The organism is Pseudomonas sp. UBA5706 (assembly GCF_002419965.1).
GTDB lineage: Bacteria > Pseudomonadota > Gammaproteobacteria > Pseudomonadales > Pseudomonadaceae > Aquipseudomonas.
This window is the reverse complement of the sequence record NZ_DIHC01000046.1, coordinates 135,072-156,066: the sequence shown is the minus strand read 5'-3', so window position 1 is coordinate 156,066 and position 20,995 is coordinate 135,072. Positions and strand designations below refer to the sequence as shown.

13 protein-coding genes and 3 pseudogenes are annotated in these 20,995 nt (G+C 59.8%); 7 read left to right on the top strand and 9 right to left on the bottom strand.

Annotated elements, in window-relative coordinates; genetic code table 11:
• Window positions 1-10: 10 nt before the first annotated feature.
• Window positions 11-673: an amino acid ABC transporter permease gene (locus B3I26_RS23905; protein ID WP_296261338.1), complete on the bottom strand. Its 663-nt coding sequence runs from the start codon at window positions 671-673 to the stop codon at window positions 11-13.
• 64 nt (window positions 674-737) lie between these two features.
• Window positions 738-1,592 carry a transporter substrate-binding domain-containing protein gene (locus B3I26_RS23900; RefSeq protein ID WP_296261337.1) on the bottom strand — a complete coding sequence of 285 codons (855 nt, stop codon included), beginning with the start codon at window positions 1,590-1,592 and terminating at the stop codon, window positions 738-740.
• Window positions 1,593-2,108: 516 nt separating this feature from the next.
• On the opposite strand from B3I26_RS23900, the gene B3I26_RS23895 reads away from it, so the two are divergent.
• The gene (locus B3I26_RS23895; protein WP_296261336.1) at window positions 2,109-2,477 is read left to right on the top strand and encodes an NUDIX hydrolase; all 369 of its coding nucleotides are present in this window, start codon (window positions 2,109-2,111) and stop codon (window positions 2,475-2,477) included.
• 189 nt (window positions 2,478-2,666) lie between these two features.
• On the opposite strand, the gene B3I26_RS23890 is transcribed toward B3I26_RS23895, so the two are convergent.
• Window positions 2,667-3,986, bottom strand: a complete 1,320-nt coding sequence (locus B3I26_RS23890) for an LLM class flavin-dependent oxidoreductase (protein WP_296261335.1) — start codon at window positions 3,984-3,986, stop codon at window positions 2,667-2,669.
• A gap of 437 nt (window positions 3,987-4,423) precedes the next feature.
• Here B3I26_RS23890 and B3I26_RS23885 point away from each other — a divergent pair, with 437 nt between their 5' ends.
• The 3 genes from B3I26_RS23885 (at window position 4,424) to B3I26_RS23875 (ending at window position 11,513) form a co-directional block, all read left to right on the top strand.
• A complete protein-coding gene (locus B3I26_RS23885) occupies window positions 4,424-6,898 on the top strand; it encodes a PAS domain-containing protein (RefSeq protein WP_296261334.1) in 2,475 nt (824 codons plus the stop codon).
• Between the two features lie 309 nt (window positions 6,899-7,207).
• Window positions 7,208-8,350, top strand: coding sequence for an efflux RND transporter periplasmic adaptor subunit (locus B3I26_RS23880; protein ID WP_296261333.1), 1,143 nt, complete (start codon window positions 7,208-7,210; stop codon window positions 8,348-8,350).
• A gap of 7 nt (window positions 8,351-8,357) precedes the next feature.
• On the top strand, window positions 8,358-11,513 hold the full coding sequence (locus tag B3I26_RS23875; RefSeq protein WP_296261331.1) for a multidrug efflux RND transporter permease subunit: 3,156 nt from the start codon (window positions 8,358-8,360) through the stop codon (window positions 11,511-11,513).
• A gap of 77 nt (window positions 11,514-11,590) precedes the next feature.
• Here B3I26_RS23875 and B3I26_RS23870 read toward each other — a convergent pair whose 3' ends face one another.
• The 3 genes and pseudogenes from B3I26_RS23870 to B3I26_RS28995 form a co-directional block, all read right to left on the bottom strand.
• Window positions 11,591-12,283 (bottom strand): YoaK family protein, encoded by a 693-nt coding sequence (locus B3I26_RS23870; RefSeq protein WP_296261330.1) that lies wholly within the window; start codon window positions 12,281-12,283, stop codon window positions 11,591-11,593.
• Between the two features lie 176 nt (window positions 12,284-12,459).
• A pseudogene (locus B3I26_RS29000) lies at window positions 12,460-12,891 on the bottom strand (methyl-accepting chemotaxis protein); the annotation flags it as partial.
• A 102-nt stretch (window positions 12,892-12,993) separates the two neighbouring features.
• A pseudogene (locus tag B3I26_RS28995) lies at window positions 12,994-13,680 on the bottom strand (PAS domain-containing protein); the annotation flags it as partial.
• Between the two features lie 283 nt (window positions 13,681-13,963).
• Here B3I26_RS28995 and B3I26_RS23860 point away from each other — a divergent pair.
• Window positions 13,964-16,222, top strand: coding sequence for an EAL domain-containing protein (locus B3I26_RS23860; RefSeq protein ID WP_409522029.1), 2,259 nt, complete (start codon window positions 13,964-13,966; stop codon window positions 16,220-16,222).
• A 90-nt stretch (window positions 16,223-16,312) separates the two neighbouring features.
• On the opposite strand, the gene B3I26_RS23855 is transcribed toward B3I26_RS23860, so the two are convergent.
• From B3I26_RS23855 to B3I26_RS28985, 3 genes and pseudogenes are all read right to left on the bottom strand, one after another.
• Entirely contained in the window at window positions 16,313-16,849 is a 537-nt protein-coding gene (locus B3I26_RS23855) for a GAF domain-containing protein (protein ID WP_296261326.1), read from the bottom strand.
• 148 nt (window positions 16,850-16,997) lie between these two features.
• Window positions 16,998-17,711 (bottom strand): methyl-accepting chemotaxis protein, encoded by a 714-nt coding sequence (locus B3I26_RS28990; protein WP_414707666.1) that lies wholly within the window; start codon window positions 17,709-17,711, stop codon window positions 16,998-17,000.
• 423 nt (window positions 17,712-18,134) lie between these two features.
• Window positions 18,135-18,644, bottom strand: a pseudogene (locus B3I26_RS28985) (MCP four helix bundle domain-containing protein); the annotation flags it as partial.
• Between the two features lie 361 nt (window positions 18,645-19,005).
• On the opposite strand from B3I26_RS28985, the gene B3I26_RS23845 reads away from it, so the two are divergent.
• Together B3I26_RS23845 and B3I26_RS23840 are read left to right on the top strand one after the other, a co-directional pair.
• Complete coding sequence (locus B3I26_RS23845) at window positions 19,006-19,512, top strand: ferritin-like domain-containing protein (RefSeq protein ID WP_296261322.1); 507 nt, start codon at window positions 19,006-19,008, stop codon at window positions 19,510-19,512.
• 114 nt (window positions 19,513-19,626) lie between these two features.
• Window positions 19,627-20,979, top strand: a complete 1,353-nt coding sequence (locus tag B3I26_RS23840) for an APC family permease (protein ID WP_296261320.1) — start codon at window positions 19,627-19,629, stop codon at window positions 20,977-20,979.
• Window positions 20,980-20,995 lie beyond the last annotated feature (16 nt).

Below are 20,995 nucleotides of genomic sequence, written 5' to 3'. Positions count from 1 at the left end.
TCCGGGTCTCCTAGCGGCGAATCGCCAAGCGCTGTTCGAGATAGCGCAAGAGCATGGCGATGAGGTAACAGGCCGCGACATACAACGCTGTGGTCACCAGCCAGGTTTCGATCACCCGATAGCTTTCGACGTTGATTTTGCGCGCGTAGTACGTCAGTTCCGGCACGGCGATGACGGCGGCCAACGAGGTGTCCTTGAACAACGAGATGAAGTTGTTCGACAGCGCCGGCAGCACATTGCGCAGCATCACCGGCACGATGATGTAGGCCCGCACCTGCCACTCGCCCAGCCCGATGGCCAGCCCCGCTTCACGCTGGCCCTTGTGAATGCCCAGCAAACCGGCGCGGAACACTTCGGTCAGGTACGCCCCTGCATACAGCGACAGGGTAACGATGAAGGAAGCGATCTTGTCCAGGCGAATGCCCAAGCCTGGCAAGGCGAAGTAGATCAGCAGGATCAACACCAGAATCGGCGTATTGCGGATCACCGTGACATAAATCGAAGACACCACACGCAATCCGCGGTAGCGGGACAGCATGGCAAACGCCGCCATCAGACCGATCACGCAGCCGATGGCGATGGAGATCAGGGCCAGTTCGAGGCCCAATCCCAGCCCCGCCAGCAAACTGGGAAAGTCCCGCCAGACCGCTGCAAAGTTCAACTGATAATTCATGGTCAGTAACACCTGGGACAGCAAGCCAACACGCACTTCCCTGCCCTTTCAATGGCCGGACGTATCACTTGTATTCCATGGGGAAACCGATTTGCGGCGTGGGTAGATCGACGCCGAACCACTTCTTGAACGACTCGGCATAGGCCGGGAATTCAACGCCGGTCATGGCCTCATGCAGCGCGGTATTGACGAAGTTCAGCCAGTCTTGATCGCCCCGCTTCACCGCACAGGCGTAGGTCTGCGGGCTCCAGGCGAAGGCCGGGGAACGGTAACGGCCAGGATTCTGCACCAGCAGGTATTTGACCGATGACTGATCGGTGGCCGCGGTGTCGGCGCGGCCAGAGTTGATCGCCTGGTACATCAGGTCGACGCTGTCGTATTGATCGACCTTGGCCTTGGGCAGCGCCTGATGCACCAGTTCCTCGGCGTAGACGTTCTGCAGCACGGCCACGGTAATGCCATCGCCCGCCGCTTTCAGGTCATCGATTTCCTTGTACTTGCTGTTGGCAGGCAGCAGCAGCGCCACGCCTTCGCGGTAGTACGGCAGCGTGAAAGCGACCTGTTGCGCGCGACTGGCGGTCACGGTGATGAACTGACAGCTCATATCGACTTTGTCGGTCAGCAGATTGGGAATCCGCGCATCGGAGGACTGAACCACGAACTCGACCTTGTTCGGGTCATTGAACAGACCCTTGGCGACAATGCGCGCAATGTCGATATCGAAGCCCTGCAATTTGCCATCTGCTCCCTGAAAGTGCCACGGGGCATTGGTGCTGCCGGTGCCGACGACCAGGTGGCCCCGCTGCAATACGCTGTCGAGCTTGCTGTCAGCTGCCTGCGCAGTCGTAATCAGAGCCAGCGTCGTTGTTGCCGCCAGAACGAACGCACAGGTTTTCAGAAATGAAGGTCCACGATGCATGTGATGAACTCCGCCGATAAAGTTTATTCCGCTATAACGGAATCTAGTTTGTAACAACGGAATAAACAGCAGAAAGTGTGCCACAGGCCGGAAGAAAAAACACAACATCTGAAAAACGCGGAATATCTAGGGCTCCCGTCATCGGTCCCGCCGCATATTCGCAATATGAAGGTGCAAGGCCCGCTACCTACAACTGCATGGCCGTGTAGCAACGCCCCACTGTTGTGCGCAATGCGCCACAAACGGGCGGACGGCAGGTTTCTTCGATGAGTCCCGTGCCAAGCGCATGCAGTGCAACGCGTCCATTCAATAAACCGATACGTTATTGCAGCGCTCATCCCCTCGGCATTGACTACGCTGCAATGCATTAAGGAAGAGCCAGCACCTGCCGACATCAAGGTAGGGGAACATTGGCACCGTTAGTGCTTCAAAGCCTTATATGAAGCTTTTGTGACATCCGCGTGACGAAGCGTGAGCGCTGCGCATCTCACACGTTGTACGGTGGAGGAACACCCGATGAAAGAACGCGCCACAGTCATTTGCCGGCGGGACAACCAGATCCTGTATGTGCGCAAACCCAACGCCCGTTGGACGCTGCCCGGCGGCAAGGTCGAACCCAACGAATCCCCTGCCCAGGCCGCGACTCGCGAACTGCGCGAAGAAACCGGACTGATTCTTGAAGAACTGGCCTACGTCACCCGTTTCGAGGGCAACAGCGTACTGCACCACGTATTCGAAGTATCAGTGACGTTCATGGCCACGCCGCAGCCGAAAAACGAAATTGCGGACTGCAGGTGGTTCACCGCCAAGCAGCTCAATGAGCTCAAGGTCAACCCTTCGGTGAAGTCCATCGTCAAGGCATTCTTGAACGACGCGATCGTCTAACCCTCGCAATCTGCTGCATAGGGATCAGGCAAAGTGATTGCCGGTCCCGCCTGCGCTTCCGGGCGATCAGTGCAAGCCGACTCCCCAACCCTTTCGATTCTTCGCCCCCTGAAGGTTAACCACACTGCATAGCGCGCAATGACCTGCTCGCCCCCTGCGGTTGTCAGCCGACTTTTTACGGGGCGAGCATTAAACAGGCGTGTTCCAGCGACGATGTGCCGGACGCGGCAAGCCAAGATGCTCACGCAGGGTAGTCCCGCTGTACTGGTGACGAAACACGCCGCGCTGACGCAGGATCGGCAGCACCCCGCTGATGAACAGCTCAAGGCCCTCCGGAAAATGCGAGGGCATGAGGTTGAAACCGTCGGCGGCCTCGCCCTCGAACCAGGCGATCATCTGCTCGGCGACCTGCGCCGGGGTACCGACGATGATCTTGTGCCCCCGCGCGCCGGCGACCAGATGGCAAATCTGGCGCAAGGTCAGCCCATCACGCTGGCTCATGTCGAGCAGCAATCTGGCGCGGCTTTTCATGTTTTCCGGCAGCGGCATGTCAGGCAGCGGTTGATCCAGATCCAGGCCCCTTACGTCCTGGCCCAGTCGCTCGCCTACCAGGTTCAATGCGTTGTCGATATTCGTCCACTGCTGCAGACGCTCGAAGTTGGCTTGAGCCTGCGCGGCAGTGGCCCCCAGGATCGGCATGATCCCGGGCATGACCAGGCAATGTTGCGGATTTCGTCCGTGGGCCACGACCTGACGCTTGAGGTCGCGGTAAAACCGTTGGGCGGTCTCGATGTCCTGCTGGGCCGTGAAGACCACCTCGGCGATCCGCGCGGCGAGCGCCATGCCCGGTCCGCTGGAGCCCGCCTGAATCAGTACCGGATGCCCTTGCGGACTGCGGGTCAGGTTCAACGGGCCATCAATGCTGAAATGCTTCCCGCGATGGTTCAGCCGATGCATCTTGTCGGCGTTCAGATAGACACCTGACTCGGCATCACGCACATAGGCATCGTCATCGAAGCTGTCCCACAAGCCCCTCACCACATCGACGAATTCCTCGGCCACTTCGTAGCGCAGATCGTGATTGGGGTGAGTCGCGCGGGAGAAATTCGCGGCACTGTCGTAACCGGTGGTCACCACGTTCCACGCGGCACGGCCGCAGGAGATATGGTCCAGGGTGCCGAACTGGCGAGCGACGCTGTAAGGCTCGCCGTAGGTGGTGGATGCCGTCGCCGCCAGCCCGATCTTCTCGGTGATCGAGGCCAGCGAACCGAGTAAGGTCAACGGTTCAAAACGCACGATCATCGATGGATGTTCCTGCGCGCTGGTCACCAGTTTGTCGCCAAGGAACACCATGTCCAAGCACGCTTGCTCGGCGGCCAGCGTCAGCTTTTTGATCAGCGCGAAATTCTCGCTGCCGCTCTGGGCACCAGGATAACGCCAGCCACTGGCGTGATGCCCGGCAGCTTGAATGAACAGCCCCAGGCGCATGTGTTGGAGAGTTTGGCTCATGCAGGTCTCGAATCGCTGAGAGGTCGGTGCGTCGCCAGTCCATATCCCGCATGGGTCAGGACCAAGGGACGCGGCAATATAACGTTAGATCATATGGTTATAAAGAATTATGCCTTGACAGAAAATTATAATAAGTAATTTTCAGCTCGAACGTCCAGTGAACGCCAGGCGCAACTTGGGCACCCTGAGCCGCGCCCCTAGACAGCGCTCCACGCTTGGGGTGTCGTCAGCCCAGTCGCAAGCCCAACGCTAACGACCGCGACGAAGAGCACCCTGACTTGACTGACGACCCCGCCACTTCTTGCGTTGCCGTCGCGGCATCCGCCGCGTCAGCAGACAAACGTGTGCAAACCCTCTGGGAAGTGCCAAACTGGATATTCGACCCACTTTCCTCCGAATGCCCCGCCGAGAATTTTCCATGCACGATGACGCTTGCCGTGATCACTGATAAGCCAGGGTCCAGGCCGTCGATTGACCTACGTCTGCCCGGTGCAATGTATTCGCCTGCAGCGCGAATCGCGCTTGAGCGGCGGGTACTCGGCCAGATCGCTGCTGGCCTGCCGCTGGTCGATGCGCTCGGCGAACTGCTCCTGACAGTTGAAGCACACAGCCCGCCGATGATTGGCTCTTTCCTGCTGCTCGGCGAAGACGGCAAGTCCATGCTGCATAGCATCGCACCCAGCCTGCCAACTGCCTACACCGAAGCGATCCAGGGCATCGCCATCGACGAACGCGTCGGTACCTGCCCGGCGTGTGCAACGCTTGGTACGCCTGTTTACGTCAATGATATTGCCCTCTGCCCTCGCTGGGAGGGGTATGCCGCGCTTGCCGATTCTCATGGCTTGCGCGCGTGCTGGTCTACACCTATCAAGGCAGCGGACGACCGAGTACTGGGCACCTTTGCGGTTTATTACAGCGAGCCCCGCTCGCCGACGCCGAGCGATATCGAGGGGCTTGCGGTCATCGCCCAGACCGCCGCGCTGGCGATAGAGCGACACCGGGGCGATCAGAAGTTGCGCCTGTGCCAGGACGAGTTGCGTGAGCTGAATGCCAAGCTGGAAAGCAAAGTCAACGAGCGCGCCACGGAGCGCAGTCGGACATGGTTGCTCAGCCCGGATCTGCTCTCGGTGATCAACGCCCAAGGCATGATCGAAGCGGCAAACCCTGCATGGACCATCGCGCTCGGATGGTCGCCGGGAGAGCTGCATACCACTTTCCTTTCGTTCGTCCACCCCGATGATGTGGCGGCAAGCCGGGCCGTGTTCACCAAGGCAGTAGAAGGCCGACCCGTATCGCGGTTTCAGAACCGTTACCGGCACCGCGACGGAAGCTACCGATGGCTGGCTTGGGTCGCGGTCCTGGAAGATGGAAAAATCTATTGCAGCGGCCGTGACATTACCGGGGAAAAGGAACAGGCGGCGAGCCTTGAGATGCGTACTCGCGAACGTGATCGTGCCTGGGGGCTGTCGCAGGAGTTGCTGGTCATTGCATCACCGAACGGCACGCTGGACGCGGTCAATGCACGCTGGACCGAACAGCTGGGATGGACCGAACGCGAACTGATCGGCACGACGTTCTCGGACTACACCCACCCCGACGATCTGCGCTCGTCGCTCGCGGCGTTCTCGGGAATTTTCGAGACGCCACTGATCGAGCCTTACGAATACCGGTTGCGGCATAAGGACGGTTCGTACAAATGGTTCAGTTGGACGGGGGCCTTCCAGGACGGGCGCGTCTACGCTGCCGGTCGCCATGTGACGACCGAAAAAGAACAGGCCGAAGCCTTGCGCCAGTCACAGAAAATGGAAGCGGTGGGCCAACTCACCGGTGGCGTGGCCCACGACTTCAATAACCTGCTGACGGTCATCCGCTCCTCGACCGATCTGCTCATGCGGCCGGGACTTTCCGAAGAGCGGCGACTGCGCTACGTCACCGCTATTTCCGAAACCGTCAATCGCGCCGCCACGCTGACCGGGCAATTATTAGCGTTTGCTCGCAGGCAAGCGCTGCAGCCGGAGGTGTTCAGCGTCTGCGATAACATCCGCGCAATCAGCGGCATGACCGCGACCTTGACCGGCTCGCGCATCGAGATCGAAGCCGAACTGTCCAGCGCCCCCTGCTTCGTGAACGCCGATCCGAGCCAGTTCGACACCGCGCTGGTGAACATCGTGGCGAACGCCAGAGACGCGATGATGGGCGAAGGCCGGCTCACCATCACGGCGCGGCCCGTCGAATCGATGCCGATGATCCGTCTGCATCAGGCGGTCAAGGCACCGTTCGTTGCCATCTCCATCACCGACACCGGTGCGGGCATTGCCGACGCTCATCTGGAGCAGATCTTCGAGCCGTTCTACACCACCAAAAACGTGGGAGAAGGCACTGGACTGGGGCTCAGCCAGGTATTCGGCTTCGCCAAGCAATCGGGCGGAGAAATCGCGGTCGAAAGTGAAATCGATAAAGGCACCACGTTCACGCTCTATTTACCGCGAGTGGTCGCAGCAAGCCGCATCGCGCAACCCGATCATCTGCCGCCGCCCCTTGAGGACGGGCATGGGACACGCGTGCTGATCGTTGAAGACAATGTGGATGTAGGTGAATTCGCCACGCAGGCGCTGGCCGAGCTGGGATACCTGACCGTTTTGGCGCCATCGGCCGGGGATGCCCTGGGGGAACTTCAGGAACATGCCGATCAATTCGATGTGGTGTTTTCAGACGTTGTCATGCCCGGCATGAGCGGAATCGAACTCGCCAACGAAATCCGCCAACGCTACCCTACACTGCCGGTGATCCTGACCTCCGGCTACAGTGATGTCCTGGCGCAAAGCGGCACGAACGGCTTCGATTTGCTGCACAAGCCCTACTCCATCGATCAACTGTCGCGGATGCTCGGCAGGGTGGCGGCTCGCCGTTGAACGAGGGCGATCCTTCGCCCTGCACGATCGACCTTCGCTGCCGTCGTAACCTCCAGCGTGTGTGACGGGGTTGTGCCGAGCCGGGTAAACCGGTACCAAAGGCGGGAATCAAAAGCGCCAGACGTCCCATGGCCTGTTGCACGAAAGGCCAAGCGGCTTCTAAGCGGCTTCTAATAGTTGAAACAGCTGATTCTGCGCACCCTGCCCTTATATTTATTCGATTATGGTATTTTGCCGACTCGCCGATGGATCGCGCTCATGCGCTGCATACGCACTCGCTGCAGCCCCCTTTTCCAGTCAAGGTACCTGATGCACGTCGCTTCTTTTACACCATGGACGGCAACACTGGCGATCGCCACCTGCGTGGTTCTCGCAGGCTGCCAACCGCCTGACTCAGCAGCACCGCCTGCCCTGCCGATGGTGGAAGTCGCCATTGCCATGCCCTCGACCCAAGCCCGGACCTTACACCTGACCGGACGCCTGACCGCCTATCGCAGTGCTCAGGTGCGCGCGCGGGTGCAGGGCATCGTGAATAAGCGCGCCTACACCGAGGGGCAGGATGTGAAGGCCGGGCAGTTGCTGTTTCGTATCGATCCTGCGCAGTTGGACGTCGAGCTGGCCTCGGCCGAAGCCGAACATGCCCAGGCCGCGGCGGCGGCCGAGGCGGCAACGGACATCGCTCATCGATCCAAGCAACTGGTGGAAGACCATTCCGTCAGCATGCAGCAGTACCGCAAGGATTTCTTTGCCGAGAAACAGGCACGGGCGATGGAACAGCTGACGCTGGCGAAAGTACGCTCCGCACGGTTGCAACTGGAGTACGCCACCGTCACCGCCCCTATTGCCGGGCGAGCGCGCAAGGCACTGGTCAGCGAAGGAGCAATGGTCGGACAGGATGAAGGCACGGTGTTGACCACCGTCGAGCAGATCGACCCGATCTACGTGGAATTCGCCCAGCCGGGTTCGGATTACCTGGCCCTGCGCAAAGCGCACATGGCCCACCCCGACGACGCCAACGTGCAGACCGTAAGCCTTGAGTTGAGCGATGGCTCGCGCTATGGCCTGGCGGGGACGCTCGACTTTTCCGACTCGGCGCTGGACCCGCAAACCGATACCGTGGCCTTGCGTGCGGTGTTCGCCAACCCCGATCACCTTCTACTGCCGGGCATGTACGTGCAGGTCGAACTCGAGCGCGCGAACCCGGGCAAGGCGGTGCTGATACCGCAGCAGGCATTGGCCCGTGCCGATAACGGTGCGTATGTGATGGTTGAGCGAGACGGCATCGCGCATCAAGTCTACGTCCAGGCCGATCGCCTTGAGGCCAGGCAGTGGCGCGTGGAGTCAGGTCTTTCAGGCGGCGAGCGGGTCATTCTTGGGGGCAGCGCATTACGCGACGGGCAGCCTGTTCGATTAAAGGAAGCAGCGCAACCTGCGGCTATCAGCCAACGATAAGGACACCATGTCAGCTTTTTTCATCGATCGCCCGGTCATGGCCTGGGTATTGGCCATTCTGTTGTTTCTCGGCGGTGTGTTCGCGATTACGGAGCTGGCGGTCGAACGCTACCCCAATGTGTCGCCGCCACGTATCGGCATCGAAGCCTTTTACCCCGGTGCCTCGCCACAGGTTGTCGAGCGTACCGTCACCTCCGTCATCGAGCGTGAGCTTAGTGGCATTCCCGGCTTGCTGTCGTTCAACTCCAGCAGCATCGAGGGGCATGTCGAAATCGATGTGCTGCTGATACCGGGCACCAACAGCAAGCTGGCGGCCGTCGAGGTGCAGAACCGTATCAAGCGCGTGGAAGAACGCCTGCCGGAAAGCGTACGTCGCCAGGGCATACAGGTCGAACAGAGCAGCCAGAGCCCGTTGCTCTACGTCACGTTAAGCGCCGATAACCCCGATGTGAGCCACATTCAGCTCGGCGAGCTTGCCAGCAGCCTGGTGCGCCCGGCGCTGCTACGGGTCACAGGTGTCGGCTCGGTCAACCTGTGGAGCCCCGAATACGCCATGCGGATCTGGCCCGACGTGCACAAGCTGACTGCTCTGGGCATCACATCCACCGAACTGGTCGCCGCCATCAGCCAGCGCAACGAGCGCATTCCGCTGGGTTCGTTCGGTGCCGCGCCGAGCTCGCCGGATACCACCCTCACCGCGCCGCTGTCCGTGGAAGAGAACCTCGACACCGCCCAGGCCTTCGGTGACATCGCCCTGCGCGTCAACGGCGACGGTTCGGCACTGCGGGTGGCGGATGTGGCGCGGGTCGAACTGGGGGCGAGCGACTACTCTTACCCGGCCTTTCTAGAAGGCAAACCGACAGCGGCGATGTCGGTCAGGCTGGCGCCCGGGGCCAACGCGCTGGCCACCACCGACGGCCTGAAGGCCACGCTCAAAACGCTGTCGGCCCAACTGCCTGCGGGCATGCATCTGCAGACCTCGTTCGATAACTCTGCGTTCGTCAAACTGTCGATTCGCAAGGTCGGCTACACCTTGGTCGAGGCCATGGTGCTGGTCTTTCTGGTGATGTGGGCGTTTCTGCGCAGCCTGCGGGCGACATTGATCCCGACCCTGGTGGTGCCCATCGCGCTCAGTGGTACGTGCGCGGTGATGTGGGCGCTGGGATTTTCGATCAACGTACTGACCCTGTTCGGCATGGTGCTGGCGATTGGCATTCTGGTGGATGACGCCATCGTGGTGGTGGAAAACGTCGAACGCATCATGCAGCAAGAGCAACTGCCGCCGCGGCAAGCCACGCTTAAGGCGATGAGCCAGATCAGCGGCGCGATCGTGGCCATCACCGTGGTGCTGACAGCGGTGTTTTTGCCGATGGCGTTCCTCAATGGCGCGGTCGGGGCGATCTATCGGCAGTTCACCGTGGCCCTGGCGGTGCCGATGGCGCTATCGGCCTGGCTGGCGCTGACGCTCACCCCCGCCTTGTGCGCCAGCCTGCTCAAACCGCACCAGAAACCCGTCGCACAGGCTAAGGCTGATAGCGTGAGTCAGCGCTGTTATGCGGGCTATGGACGCGCCTTGCAGCGCATCCTCAATCGCCCCCTGCGCTACATGGGCCTGTACGGCGCGCTCCTCGCCGGGGTGGCGTTGCTGTTCATGCAGTTGCCCGGCGGCTTCCTGCCCAACGAGGACGAGGGCCGTTTTTCCGCGGTGATCCTGCTGCCGACCGGCTCGACTCAAGGCGCGACCCGAGCGGTCGTTGAAGAGGTTGAGCAGTATATGCGCCATGACGCCACTATCAGCAGTCTCTTCGCGGTGCAGGGATTCAGCTATTTTGGCGACGGCGAAAATTCGGCGATGGTGTGGCCAACGCTGATTCCCTGGTCCCAGCGTACCCGGCCCGACCAGCAGATGGAGGCGATCCTGGAACGCTTCAACGCCCATTTCAAGCACGGCACTTCCAGCGAGCCCGAGGCGTTGATCAAGGGACTGCGACCGCCGCCGATCAACAGCCTGGGCATGTCCGCCGGTGTCGAGATGCAGTTGCAGGACCGCGCGGGCCTGGGCCATGCGGCGCTGATGGCCGCCAAAAACCGCTTGCTGGAATGGGCCAGCAAAGATCCGGCGCTGGCCAGTGTCGAGTTCTCGGGGCAGGATGACGCGCCGCAACTGCGTGTCAGCATTGACCGGCTCAAGGCGCAGAGCATGGGTGTCGAGGTCACGCAGATCAACCAGACCCTGGAAACCCTCTACGGCTCTCAATACCTGGGCGATTTCATTCTCGACAACCAGGTGCGGCGGATTCTGGTTCAGGCGCGCAGCGATGACCGCCAGCTACCGGACAGCCTGCTGGAGGCGCGGGTGCGTAACCAGCGCGGCGACATGGTGCCGTTAAGCTCATTCGTCAGCATGAAATGGACCCGGGGCGCATTGAGCGTCGATCACTACGACGGATTCCCTTCGCTGGCGATCAGTGGCACTCCTGCTCCCGGTTACAGCACGACCCAGGCCATGGACAGGCTTGCGCAGCTGGCCGCGCAGCTGCCTACGGGCATTGGCTACGAATGGTCCGGGCAGTCCTGGCAAGAGCACACGTCCGGGCAGCAAGTGCCTCTGCTGTTCGGTCTGTCGATCCTGATCGTATTTCTCTGTCTGGCGGCGCTCTATGAAAGTTGGTCGGTGCCGCTGACGGTGGTACTGGCCATACCCTTGGGCGTGCTCGGTACGTTGCTGGCCAGCACGTTGCGCGGGTTACCCAATGACCTGTATTTCAAGGTCGGGGTGATCACCACGATCGGCCTGTGCGCCAAGAACGCGATCCTCATCGTCGAGGTGGCGCAGACACTGATGAGCGAGGGTCGCACCACGCGTCAAGCGATCCTGGATGCCGCAAGGATGCGGCTACGGCCTATCGTCATGACCTCGCTGGCATTCATGTTCGGCGTACTGCCGCTGGTGCTGGCAAGCGGGCCGGGATCGGCCAGCCAGCGAGCCATCGGCACCGCGGTGTTCGGCGGCACGCTCAGCGCCACGCTGCTGATCCTGTTCTTTGTCCCGCTGTTGCACAGCCTGATCGCGCCCTGGCGAAAGACAACCGCCAGGCCCGTCACCCAGCCAGGTGAGCATGCGCCCGGTGCAGCCCCTTCAAAGACAGAACCAGGCCTTTGACGGACGAACGTCCGGCGCTGGTGGGTGGAGGCGCCATCGACAGCCAACGCATTCAGAGGGCACCGGCGCTCGCAGCGTTATTCAGCGCGGGGATGGAACCGCCAGTTTCTCGGCATTTTTAAGGAAACGATTCCCAGCGCGACAGTCACCAACCCGCTGACCAGCATGGCTTCAAGGTTCATGAGGTCCGCCAGGATGCCCCCGGCAATACCGCCAGCGAGCATTCCGCACCACGGTATCAACTGGACTCGCCAACCGCTACGCCGCTCGCCTGTCAGCCAGCGGCCAAGCCCTCTTCCAAACCGCGACAACGCCCCTGTCACGTAAGTGAGTCCAATCGGTAGGCCGTTTACCTCCTCGACCACGGCATTGATCATGCCCATCGCAATAACCGCCAGCAGCACCATCGCGGGGTTTGCCCCCCAATACCCGCAAGCCATGAGCAGACTGCCAATGCTCAACAGCAGCGGCCAGGGCCTGCGGTCGAAGCATTTTGCCGCGAGCACGCCAATGACGTTGCCGAGGATGAACACCAGCACCAACAGCGCGATGTGCGCCGAGCGCGTAAGGCTGTCCTGATACAAAGCCACGGCAAGTCGCGTGGTATTGCCACTCATGAATGACACAAAATCGCCCGTGGCCATAAACCCGATGGCGTCTGTCATGCCAGCGATGAAAGAAAGAGCGGCAACGAAGCCAAGACCGATGAGGCCCTGAAATCTCGCCTGGCGTTGCGCTTGGGCATCGGGATCAGCGATTTGCGGAAGCACCTTTACCTCGTCCGGTTCAGTTGCAAGGGATGCCGCGAATGAGGACCGGGTAGCGGGTGCGGCCGTCTGATTGCGCTGTCACCCCACAGCCAGCGACCCTGTTCAGCCAGGGGTACGAGCCGATCGTGCGTGCCGGCCGTTATCAATCTGCCTGCAAGTATGCCTCAAAGCCGGCATCATAACTGATGAGTGAATCGCTCTACGGCCCCGACGACCTGCCGCGCACCGTCCTGAATTTCCAGAATCACGCTGCCGGCCTGGTTCGCCAGCGACAGTCCGTGTTCGGCCTGCGCCCGACTATTGCTCATGTCTCGAACCGCATCGTCCACAAGCTTCTGGTTCTGTTGCACCACTGCCACGATTTCCTCGGTCGCAGAGCTGGTTCTGCCTGCCAGCTGACGAACTTCATCGGCCACCACCGCGAATCCACGACCTTGCTCGCCTGCTCGCGCGGCCTCGATGGCAGCGTTCAAGGCCAGCAGATTGGTTTGCTGCGCAATGGCGCCGATGGTTTGGACAATCGTGCTGATCAGCAGCGATTGCTTGCCCAAGGCCTCCATACCGTCCGATGCCGACAGCATCTGATCGGCAATCTGGGTCATCGTCTGTACGGTGTCCTTGATCACCACCGCGCCACGCTGCGCAGAAATGTCCGTGTGTTGGGAAATCTCGTAGGCAGTGCCCGCAGCAACGTTGATTTCTGCCTCACGGTGTACCTGGTCGGTCACCACGGTCGCGAACTTCACGACCTTATACAAATCCCCTTGAGTGTCGTGAACCGGGTTATAGCTGGCCTCCAGCCAGACTTCGCGACCTTTGCTGTCCACACGCTTGAACCGATCAGCGACATACTCCCCGGCGTTCAGCGTCTTCCAGAATGATGAATATTCAGGGGACGCAGCATACCCGGGCTCACAAAACAGACTATGGTGCTTGCCTTTGATCTGATCGAGTGTGTAGCCCATTACTTGCAAGAACGCGTCGTTGGCATTGATGATCTTGCCATCCAGCCCCAGTTCTATGACGGCGGTGGAGCGCAGAAGCGCGTTGATAAGGGCTTCGTTCTCCCGGGCCTTGTTGATGGACGTGGTCACGTCTGTGGCCAGGCATTTCATATACTGCACGTTCCCCGCATCATCCTTGATGGGCGACCAGGTGGCATGTAACCAGATCAATGATCCGTTTTTATGGATGTACCGGTAGTCGTCCGTCACCGCCGTGCCCGCAGACACGGCCGACTTCAAATTTCTGAAACAAGGGAGTGTGGAAACGTAACCGGGCAGAAATTCAGCCATGGGCTTGCCCAACAGCTCAGCGCGATCGTAGCCAATCGCCCTGCAAAACTTGCCGTTCACATCGGCGAGCCGGAATTCGGAGTCGAAAGTAAGGGAAAGCATCTCTGACGCAAATGCCTCCTGCAGACGACGTAGCGAAACGAGCTCTGCTTCCATAGCGCTCAGACGGGCTTTTTGTTTTCTACCGAACATGTTTCACACCTCCCTGTAATAGGAACCGCTAATTTTGTGTCGGCGTGCGGTGCAGGAAGTTTAGGCGTTCTCCGGTGTCTTAGCGTAATACACGCAGCAGGCTGACAATATGCCCTAAGCAATGTCAAAGCGATATCATGCCTTCCTGGATGGATCCATGCCTGATGATTCGCCACTATTGGAAGGGTTTCGTATGGTCGCTGCGGCATTTCAAGGTTCGACTGAGCAGAAAATTCTGACCCGTTTTCTCGCAGCTGCATTCAATACCACCGGTTGTTCCGGAGGCGTCTTGCTGTTTCCGGGCTCCGGGCAGTGGGGCGTAGTTGCAACGGCGGGCAAGACCACGCCGGCTTTGCTGGACAAGGCGACACAAGAGTGGGTGGAGGGCTTGCTCGGCATGGGCGACGTCGTTGACATTCCGCAAACTATGCGACAGCACATGCCTGCTTCGTTCAACCTGGGTATTTCGGCGAACGATTCCCTGGTATTGGTCATCATCAGAAACGGCGCCAACACCCTGCTGGCCTGTGTATTGCTGACGGTCCCCGCCCCTCACCTGCGGTTGAGTGCCGCGCAGATCTGCTGCCTGCAGGCCTATGCCGCCGATGCCCGCAGTACCCTGCTCGATCACGAGCTGACAGCGTCCAGCGGCCTCGCTGCGATCGAGCGCCTGAGGCTGCTAGAGTCGGTCGTCGTCAACGCGAAGGATTCGATCCTGATTACCGAGGCCCAACCCATTGCCTATCCCGGACCCCGGATCGTGTATTGCAATCCGGCCTTCCTCAAATCCACCGGGTTCAGCCTTGACGAAGTCCTGGGGGCCACGCCGCGGATCCTGCAGTGCGAAGAAACCAGCCGGGAGGCACTCGATCAAATCCGCACGGCGCTCTCGCGCTGCAAGCCGATCGAGATCGAGTTGATCAACGCTCGGCGCGACGGTTCACGGTTCTGGGTGCAGATGAGCATCGTTCCTGTGGCCAATGAAAAGGGCTGGCTGACCCATTGGGTGTCCGTGCAGCGGGATGTGACGGGGCGCAAAGAGGCCGAGCAAGCGTTCAGACAACTGCAAATTGACCGTGAAGAAAAAGTCGCGCTCGAATCGCGCTTGTTCGAACGCGAGCGCATTGAGGCAGAACTGACCCACGCCGCCTTTCACGATGAGCTCACGCAGCTAAAGAACCGCGCGTATTTCATGGCGCGTTTGCAAGCGGCGTTCGCTGTGCAGGATAGCGGCGCGACACGAACGGCCAGCGTGCTGTACCTGGATCTGGACAGATTCAAATACATTAATGACGGGATGGGCCATGCCGCGGGCGACACCTTGCTCAAGGTGGTGGCGGCACGGCTTAAGTCATGCCTGAGCCGGAATGCACTCTTGGCCCGGATAGGGGGCGATGAGTTCGCGATTCAACTGTCCGGCAAGGACCATCAACACCGAGCCGTTGAAACCGCTGCGCGTATCGTGCAAACCCTTGGCAATGAAATCGAGATCGATGGGCAGTCGATCTTTACCTCCTGCAGCATCGGCATCGCGGTACTGAGCGCCGAGCACAGGCACGCGGAAGACCTGATCCGAGATGCGGATGTGGCCATGTACGCCGCCAAGAAGCAAGGGCGTGGACGCTGGGTGGTCTTTGACCTGTCCATGCGTGAAGCCTCTATCCATACGCTACTGATGCAAAACGCCTTGAAGCAGGCCATCGCCAATAAAGAGTTTCACCTGGTCTATCAACCGATATTTTCGGTGACCACGGGAGAAATAGAAGGCGTCGAAGCGCTGATTCGCTGGGACAGTCCGCTGCTGGGGAACATCTCGCCCGATGTCTTCATCTCCGTTGCTGAAGACGTCGGCATCATCTATCCGCTCGGGCAGTGGGTGATGCTGGATGCCTGCAGCCAGGTGCAAAGCTGGTCCGAAGCCGTTCCGTCGATGAGAATAAAGTTGAATGTCAACGTCTCGGGTGCCGAGTTGAACCGCAAGAACTTTGCTACGCAGATCTCCAGCATTCTCAAGACTACAGGCTTCAATGCCCACGATTTGCAGATCGAGATTACCGAGTCCGTATTTCTGCGCGACCCCGAGACAGTCGCCAAGACGCTGTTGGAGCTTCGAAGGCTGGGCATCCGAATCGCGCTGGACGATTTCGGTACAGGTTATAGCTCGCTGGGCTATATCGACAGGTACCCCATCGACGCGATAAAAATCGATCGCTCGTTCGTGTCGCGGATGATGATCCATCAGCGAAGCGTGGCCATCGTGAAAAGTATTCTGTCGCTGGGCCGTGCGCTGGATCTTGCGATAGTCGCCGAAGGCGTTGAGACCGAAAGCCAGCTGGACCAGCTGACGACGCTCGGATGCCCCTATGTCCAGGGATTTCTCCTAAGCCCTCCCCTGCTTGCCGAGGAAGCCAAGGCCCTCTTCCAGCGTCGAAGCTCGGCTGACCCCGGCTAATCCATTGAAGTTTTGCAACAACCGGCTGCCCGGTTCAACGCCGGCCGCGCAGCTGCGGTCGGTCATCAAAAGCGTTTCATGGCGCCGGGCTTATGCAAGCGCCTCGGCCTCGGCCTCGGCCTGCGGCAGAGCCTGTGTCAGGTTTGCATAGAAGACGCAGCCTACCAGCCGGGCGAATAAACCGAGCGCCTCACGCAGGTCTTCATCTTCGAACGTTACCGGGTCAGAATCGAGCACGCAAAGTGCTCCGTAAAGACGACCATCAGGGAGAAATACCGGTATTCCAGCATAGCTCTCAAGATCGAAGCGCTTTACCACGGGCCGAACGGAGTAGCGATCGCTTTGGCTGATCTGCGAGATGAAAAGCGCTTCCGGGTTGGTGCAGAACTCGCTGCAAATGGTGGTTTCCAGATCGAATGCGATACCCGCCTCGATGCCGAGGTTGCAGGGGTCATACACCGAGCAGGTAATCCACTGCGTTTCGGTGAACTTTGCAATCGCGGCAAAGCGCATTCCGGTGAGTCGGGTAACGAGCTTCAATACATTGGTGGTCGCCTCAATCTCCGCAATTGCACAGCGCTCCTCCACCGTGAGCAATCGATGCGCAGAATTCAGTTCAGCAAGCATGCACGTTCTCCAGTCAGTGTGGCGCCTAGCGTAATCGAGCAACGATGCCCTGTGGAAGCGAAAGCCGACAGGACAAGATCGTTTGAGACTATAGCGGCCAGCGATGTGCATTCTTGACCGCCCGCCAGGCGCTCATTCCCTTATCGACTCATGATGCCTCAACCCGAAAAATCGCGACGCGCTGGGTGAGTCGGTCAGCCAGTGCGGTGAGTTCCTGACTCGCCGATGCGATTTGAAGAGAGCCTGTCGCGGAGTGAACGGTCGAGTCGTGGATGCGATTGACGTTTTGCGCGACATCTTCGGCCACGGTTTTTTGCTGCACGGCGGCACTGGCAATCTGCGCGTTCATCTGGTTGATCTCGGACACCACATGGCTGATTTTCGACAATGAAGACTGTGCGCTGCGCGTCTGTTCGACGGCGGCGCTCGCCAGACCGCAGCTGCCTCGCATCGTCTGCGCGGCCGCCTCGGTACCAGCCTGCAACGTGGTGATCATTTCACGGATCTCCTCGGTCGATTGCTGAGTGCGGGTTGCCAACGAGCGCACTTCATCGGCCACGACGGCGAAGCCTCGACCATATTCCCCGGCACGTGCGGCTTCAATCGCCGCATTGAGCGCCAGCAGGTTGGTCTGGGCGGCGATGCCATTGATGACCCCGACCACCTTATCGATCTGTTCGCTGTGCCTGGCCACCTGCTCCACCGTAGACGTAGTGTCTGCCAGCGTCTCGGCCAACGCCTCGATGGCCTGGGCAGTCTGCGCAACCAGGAGATTGCCGCTGCTGACCTCCTCATGGGCTTGACGCGTGGCTTGAGCCGCCTCTGACGCATAGCCCGAGACTTCTGCCACCGTGGCTGCCATCTGCGTTATGGCCGTGGAGATCTGTTCGGCCTCGTATGACTGCGCGTTGATGCGCTCGTTGTTTGCACCCGAAATCCTCGATAACTCACCCGAGGAAAGATTGACTTCCTGCGCTGCGAAACGCACTTGAGTGACGGTTTGGCTCAATTGATCGAGTGCGGTTTTCAGCACGCCCATGACGCTTGCCGGGTAGCGAGTGACGATAGACTGGTGCAAATTGCCTGCCGCCAGCTGCTCGATCGACCTTGCGACCTCGGCCGGCTCGGCACCGAGCGTGGATTTGACAAAGCGGATGGTGAACACCGACAACGCCACGCTCAGCAATAACGCGATAGCAGTGGCGGCAAGCATCAGCCCGCTGAAATGGCTGGCGGTCTTCTGCACGTAGCCAAGCTGGGTTCTGATGGAGCCTTCCTCGTAGTCAATCAGCGCATTGATGCGCTTGAGCCACTCGCTGTATCGCTCCGAGGTCTGGTTAAGCAACAGTGCTTGAGCCTGGGCAATGGCGCCGCTGCGGCGCAGTTCGATCACCTGTTGCGTAGAAGCCAGCGTTTCCCGCTCTATATCCTTGATGGCCTGAAGCATTTGCTGCTCATCAGCAGTCGTATTCGCCCCTTGCATGATCTGGTCCATGGGCGCGGCGGAGTCGATATACAGCTGCTCCAGGTGTTTGATCTCGGCCAAATGTCGATCCAGGTCGGCATCACTGGCGACAAGCACCGCGTCACGAATGGAAATCGCACGGTTGTGCACACTGCCGCGAAAATTGATCGCGTAGCGCTGTATCTTCGCCGCATTGTCGCTAACGCTTGTAAGGGTCGAGTCGATCAGGCCAACCCGCTGGATGCCCACAGCGGTAATGAGCATCAACAGCGACACCACCAGGGCGTAGCCGAGACCGATACGCGCGGCAAGGGATATTGGTTTTTTCATGACAAAATCTCACAAGGTTCGGACGGATTATATCACTAGGCCATCATTTGGGCGCGAAGATACGCGTCGTGACGGGTCGAGCCCAATCGATATTTGCGCCCCTGGCGATAGAAACGACCAATGGAATGAGCTGAGGGCTGCCAGGTCTGGGCGTTATCCTGCTCTGAGCACGGGCGCGGTGGTGGTGCACGAGCATAGCTTCATTCACGGGCTGGAAAGCAGCAAGCGTGCTCATCGCCTTCCGTCGGCAGCCCTCGGAATAACCCGAACGCAATGCATCCGCGCCGGGTCGAGTATGTAGCTGGCGGCATGTGCGGCCAGCGTTGACCTCCTTCACGCGTCACAGAGCGAGATAATCACTATGGCCAGAACAACCGTAAAAGACCTGTTTATCCACGAACTCTCCGACGTATACAGCGCAGAAAAACAGATCACCAAAGCGCTACCCAAGCTGGCACGCAGTTCAACTAACCCCAAACTTGCCGAGGCGTTCGAATCGCATTTGGAAGAAACCCGGGGCCAGATCGAGCGTATTGATGAAATCGTTGAATTGACCGGTTTTAAGCTCAAGCGAATGAAATGTGCCGCGATGGAAGGTCTTGTCGAGGAGAGCAAAGAGCTGCTGGAGGAAATCGAAAAAGGTGAAGTGCTCGACGCAGCCCTTATTGGCGCCTGCCAGAAAGTCGAGCATTACGAGATTGCTTCCTACGGCACCTTGATTGCGATGGCCAAGCACCTGGGCCTGAACGACGCCGCCGAGCTCCTCGCGGCTACCCTCGCCGAAGAAAAAGCAGCTGATGAAAAACTCTCCGCCATCGCCGAGCAAGGCGGCAATCAAGCTGCAACACTTCCAAAAAAGAAGGCCTGACGGGATCAACGCGGCCCATTAATCACGGGTGCTGCTTCTCTCGATAGCCCGTGCACTGCGCGGGCTGTTTTTTTGAGCGAGACGCCGCGCGGAGCGGCTATCAGGGAGCGACACATGATCTCATCGGAGCATCAGCCAGGCACTGCGTTAAAGCGGGCGGTAAGCGGCCCCATGCTGTTGCTGTTCATCCTGGGAGACGTATTGGGCGCCGGAGTGTACGCACTGGCGGGCACCATCGCCGGCCAGGTGGGAGGCGCGGTCTGGGTTCCGCTGCTGATTGCGTTGTGTTTTGCCCTTTTGACCGCTGGTTCCTATGCAGAACTGGTGACCAAATATCCACATGCCGGCGCGTCCGCCGTATTCGCTGCCAAGGCCTTCAACTCTCCGCTTATCTCGTTTCTGATCGGCTTCTGCATGCTTGCGGCAGGCGTAACCAGTGCGGCAGGACTCTCGTTGGCGTTCGCCGGCGATTACCTGGCGCCGTTCATCGAAGTTTCGCCCAACATCGCGGCATTGGTCTTTCTGCTGGTCATCGCGCTGCTCAATGCGCGAGGCATCAAGGAATCGCTGACGGCAAATCTTGTCATGACCGTTATAGAGGTCTCGGGCCTGTTGCTTGTCGTGCTCGCCGGCGCATGGTTCTTTCACGCAGGGCATGCCGATATCGGTCGGGCGCTGGCGTTCAAGGCAGGCGTCAACCCTGCCCTGGCGGTACTGGGCGCTGCGCTACTGGCCTTCTACTCTTACGTGGGATTCGAGACGTCGGCCAACCTGGCTGAAGAGATCCGGGACGTACGCCGCACTTACCCCCGTGCCCTATTCGGGGCATTGCTTATCGCTGGCGCGATCTACATGGCCGTGGGCATCGCCGCCGCGTCGGTGATGCCAGTGGAACAATTGGCGACCTCCTCGGCGCCGCTGCTGGAGGTCGTGAAAGCCTCGGGCCTTGGGATCCCGCCGCTGTTGTTCGCTTTCATTGCGTTGGTCGCCGTGGCCAACGGCGCCTTGCTGACGATGATCATGTCCAGCAGACTGGCCTACGGCATGGCGCGACAGGGGCTGCTGCCAAAAGCCTTGTCGAGGGTTCTGCCGCAACGCCGCACGCCTTGGGTCGCCATTCTGGTAACCAGTGCCGTGGCGGTGGTGCTCACACTGACAGGCTCGTTGGCGACGCTGGCCCAAACGGTTGTGCTGCTCCTGCTGTTCGTGTTCATCAGTACCAACCTGGCGGTGCTGGTGTTGCGCCGCGATGTCGTCCAAGCCAGGCACTTTCGGGTGCCTACCTGGGTCCCGGTTCTTGCAATCGCCTCATGCCTTCTGCTGCTGACCCAACAGAGCCTGGATACCTGGCTGCGTGCAGGGGCCATGCTGGTTGTCGGAGTGCTCATGTACACACTGACCCGCGCTGCAGGCCTGCGTGCAATTGAGGTCGAAGACTTTCAGGCACCGGGTGAAACGGAAGGATAAGCACGCATCGCGTGAG

Bases quoted from the DNA above. Each gene is read 5' to 3' on its own strand.
- B3I26_RS28990 (WP_414707666.1), bottom strand. From the start codon at position 17,711: ATGGCAGCCACGGTGGCAGAAGTCTCGGGCTATGCGTCAGAGGCGGCT.
- B3I26_RS23845 (WP_296261322.1), top strand. From the start codon at position 19,006: ATGGCCAGAACAACCGTAAAAGACCTGTTTATCCACGAACTCTCCGAC.
- B3I26_RS23855 (WP_296261326.1), bottom strand. From the start codon at position 16,849: ATGCTTGCTGAACTGAATTCTGCGCATCGATTGCTCACGGTGGAGGAG.
- B3I26_RS23880 (WP_296261333.1), top strand. From the start codon at position 7,208: ATGCACGTCGCTTCTTTTACACCATGGACGGCAACACTGGCGATCGCC.
- B3I26_RS23895 (WP_296261336.1), top strand. From the start codon at position 2,109: ATGAAAGAACGCGCCACAGTCATTTGCCGGCGGGACAACCAGATCCTG.
- B3I26_RS23840 (WP_296261320.1), top strand. From the start codon at position 19,627: ATGATCTCATCGGAGCATCAGCCAGGCACTGCGTTAAAGCGGGCGGTA.
- B3I26_RS23875 (WP_296261331.1), top strand. From the start codon at position 8,358: ATGTCAGCTTTTTTCATCGATCGCCCGGTCATGGCCTGGGTATTGGCC.
- B3I26_RS23890 (WP_296261335.1), bottom strand. From the start codon at position 3,986: ATGAGCCAAACTCTCCAACACATGCGCCTGGGGCTGTTCATTCAAGCT.
- B3I26_RS23905 (WP_296261338.1), bottom strand. From the start codon at position 673: ATGAATTATCAGTTGAACTTTGCAGCGGTCTGGCGGGACTTTCCCAGT.
- B3I26_RS23860 (WP_409522029.1), top strand. From the start codon at position 13,964: ATGGTCGCTGCGGCATTTCAAGGTTCGACTGAGCAGAAAATTCTGACC.
- B3I26_RS23900 (WP_296261337.1), bottom strand. From the start codon at position 1,592: ATGCATCGTGGACCTTCATTTCTGAAAACCTGTGCGTTCGTTCTGGCG.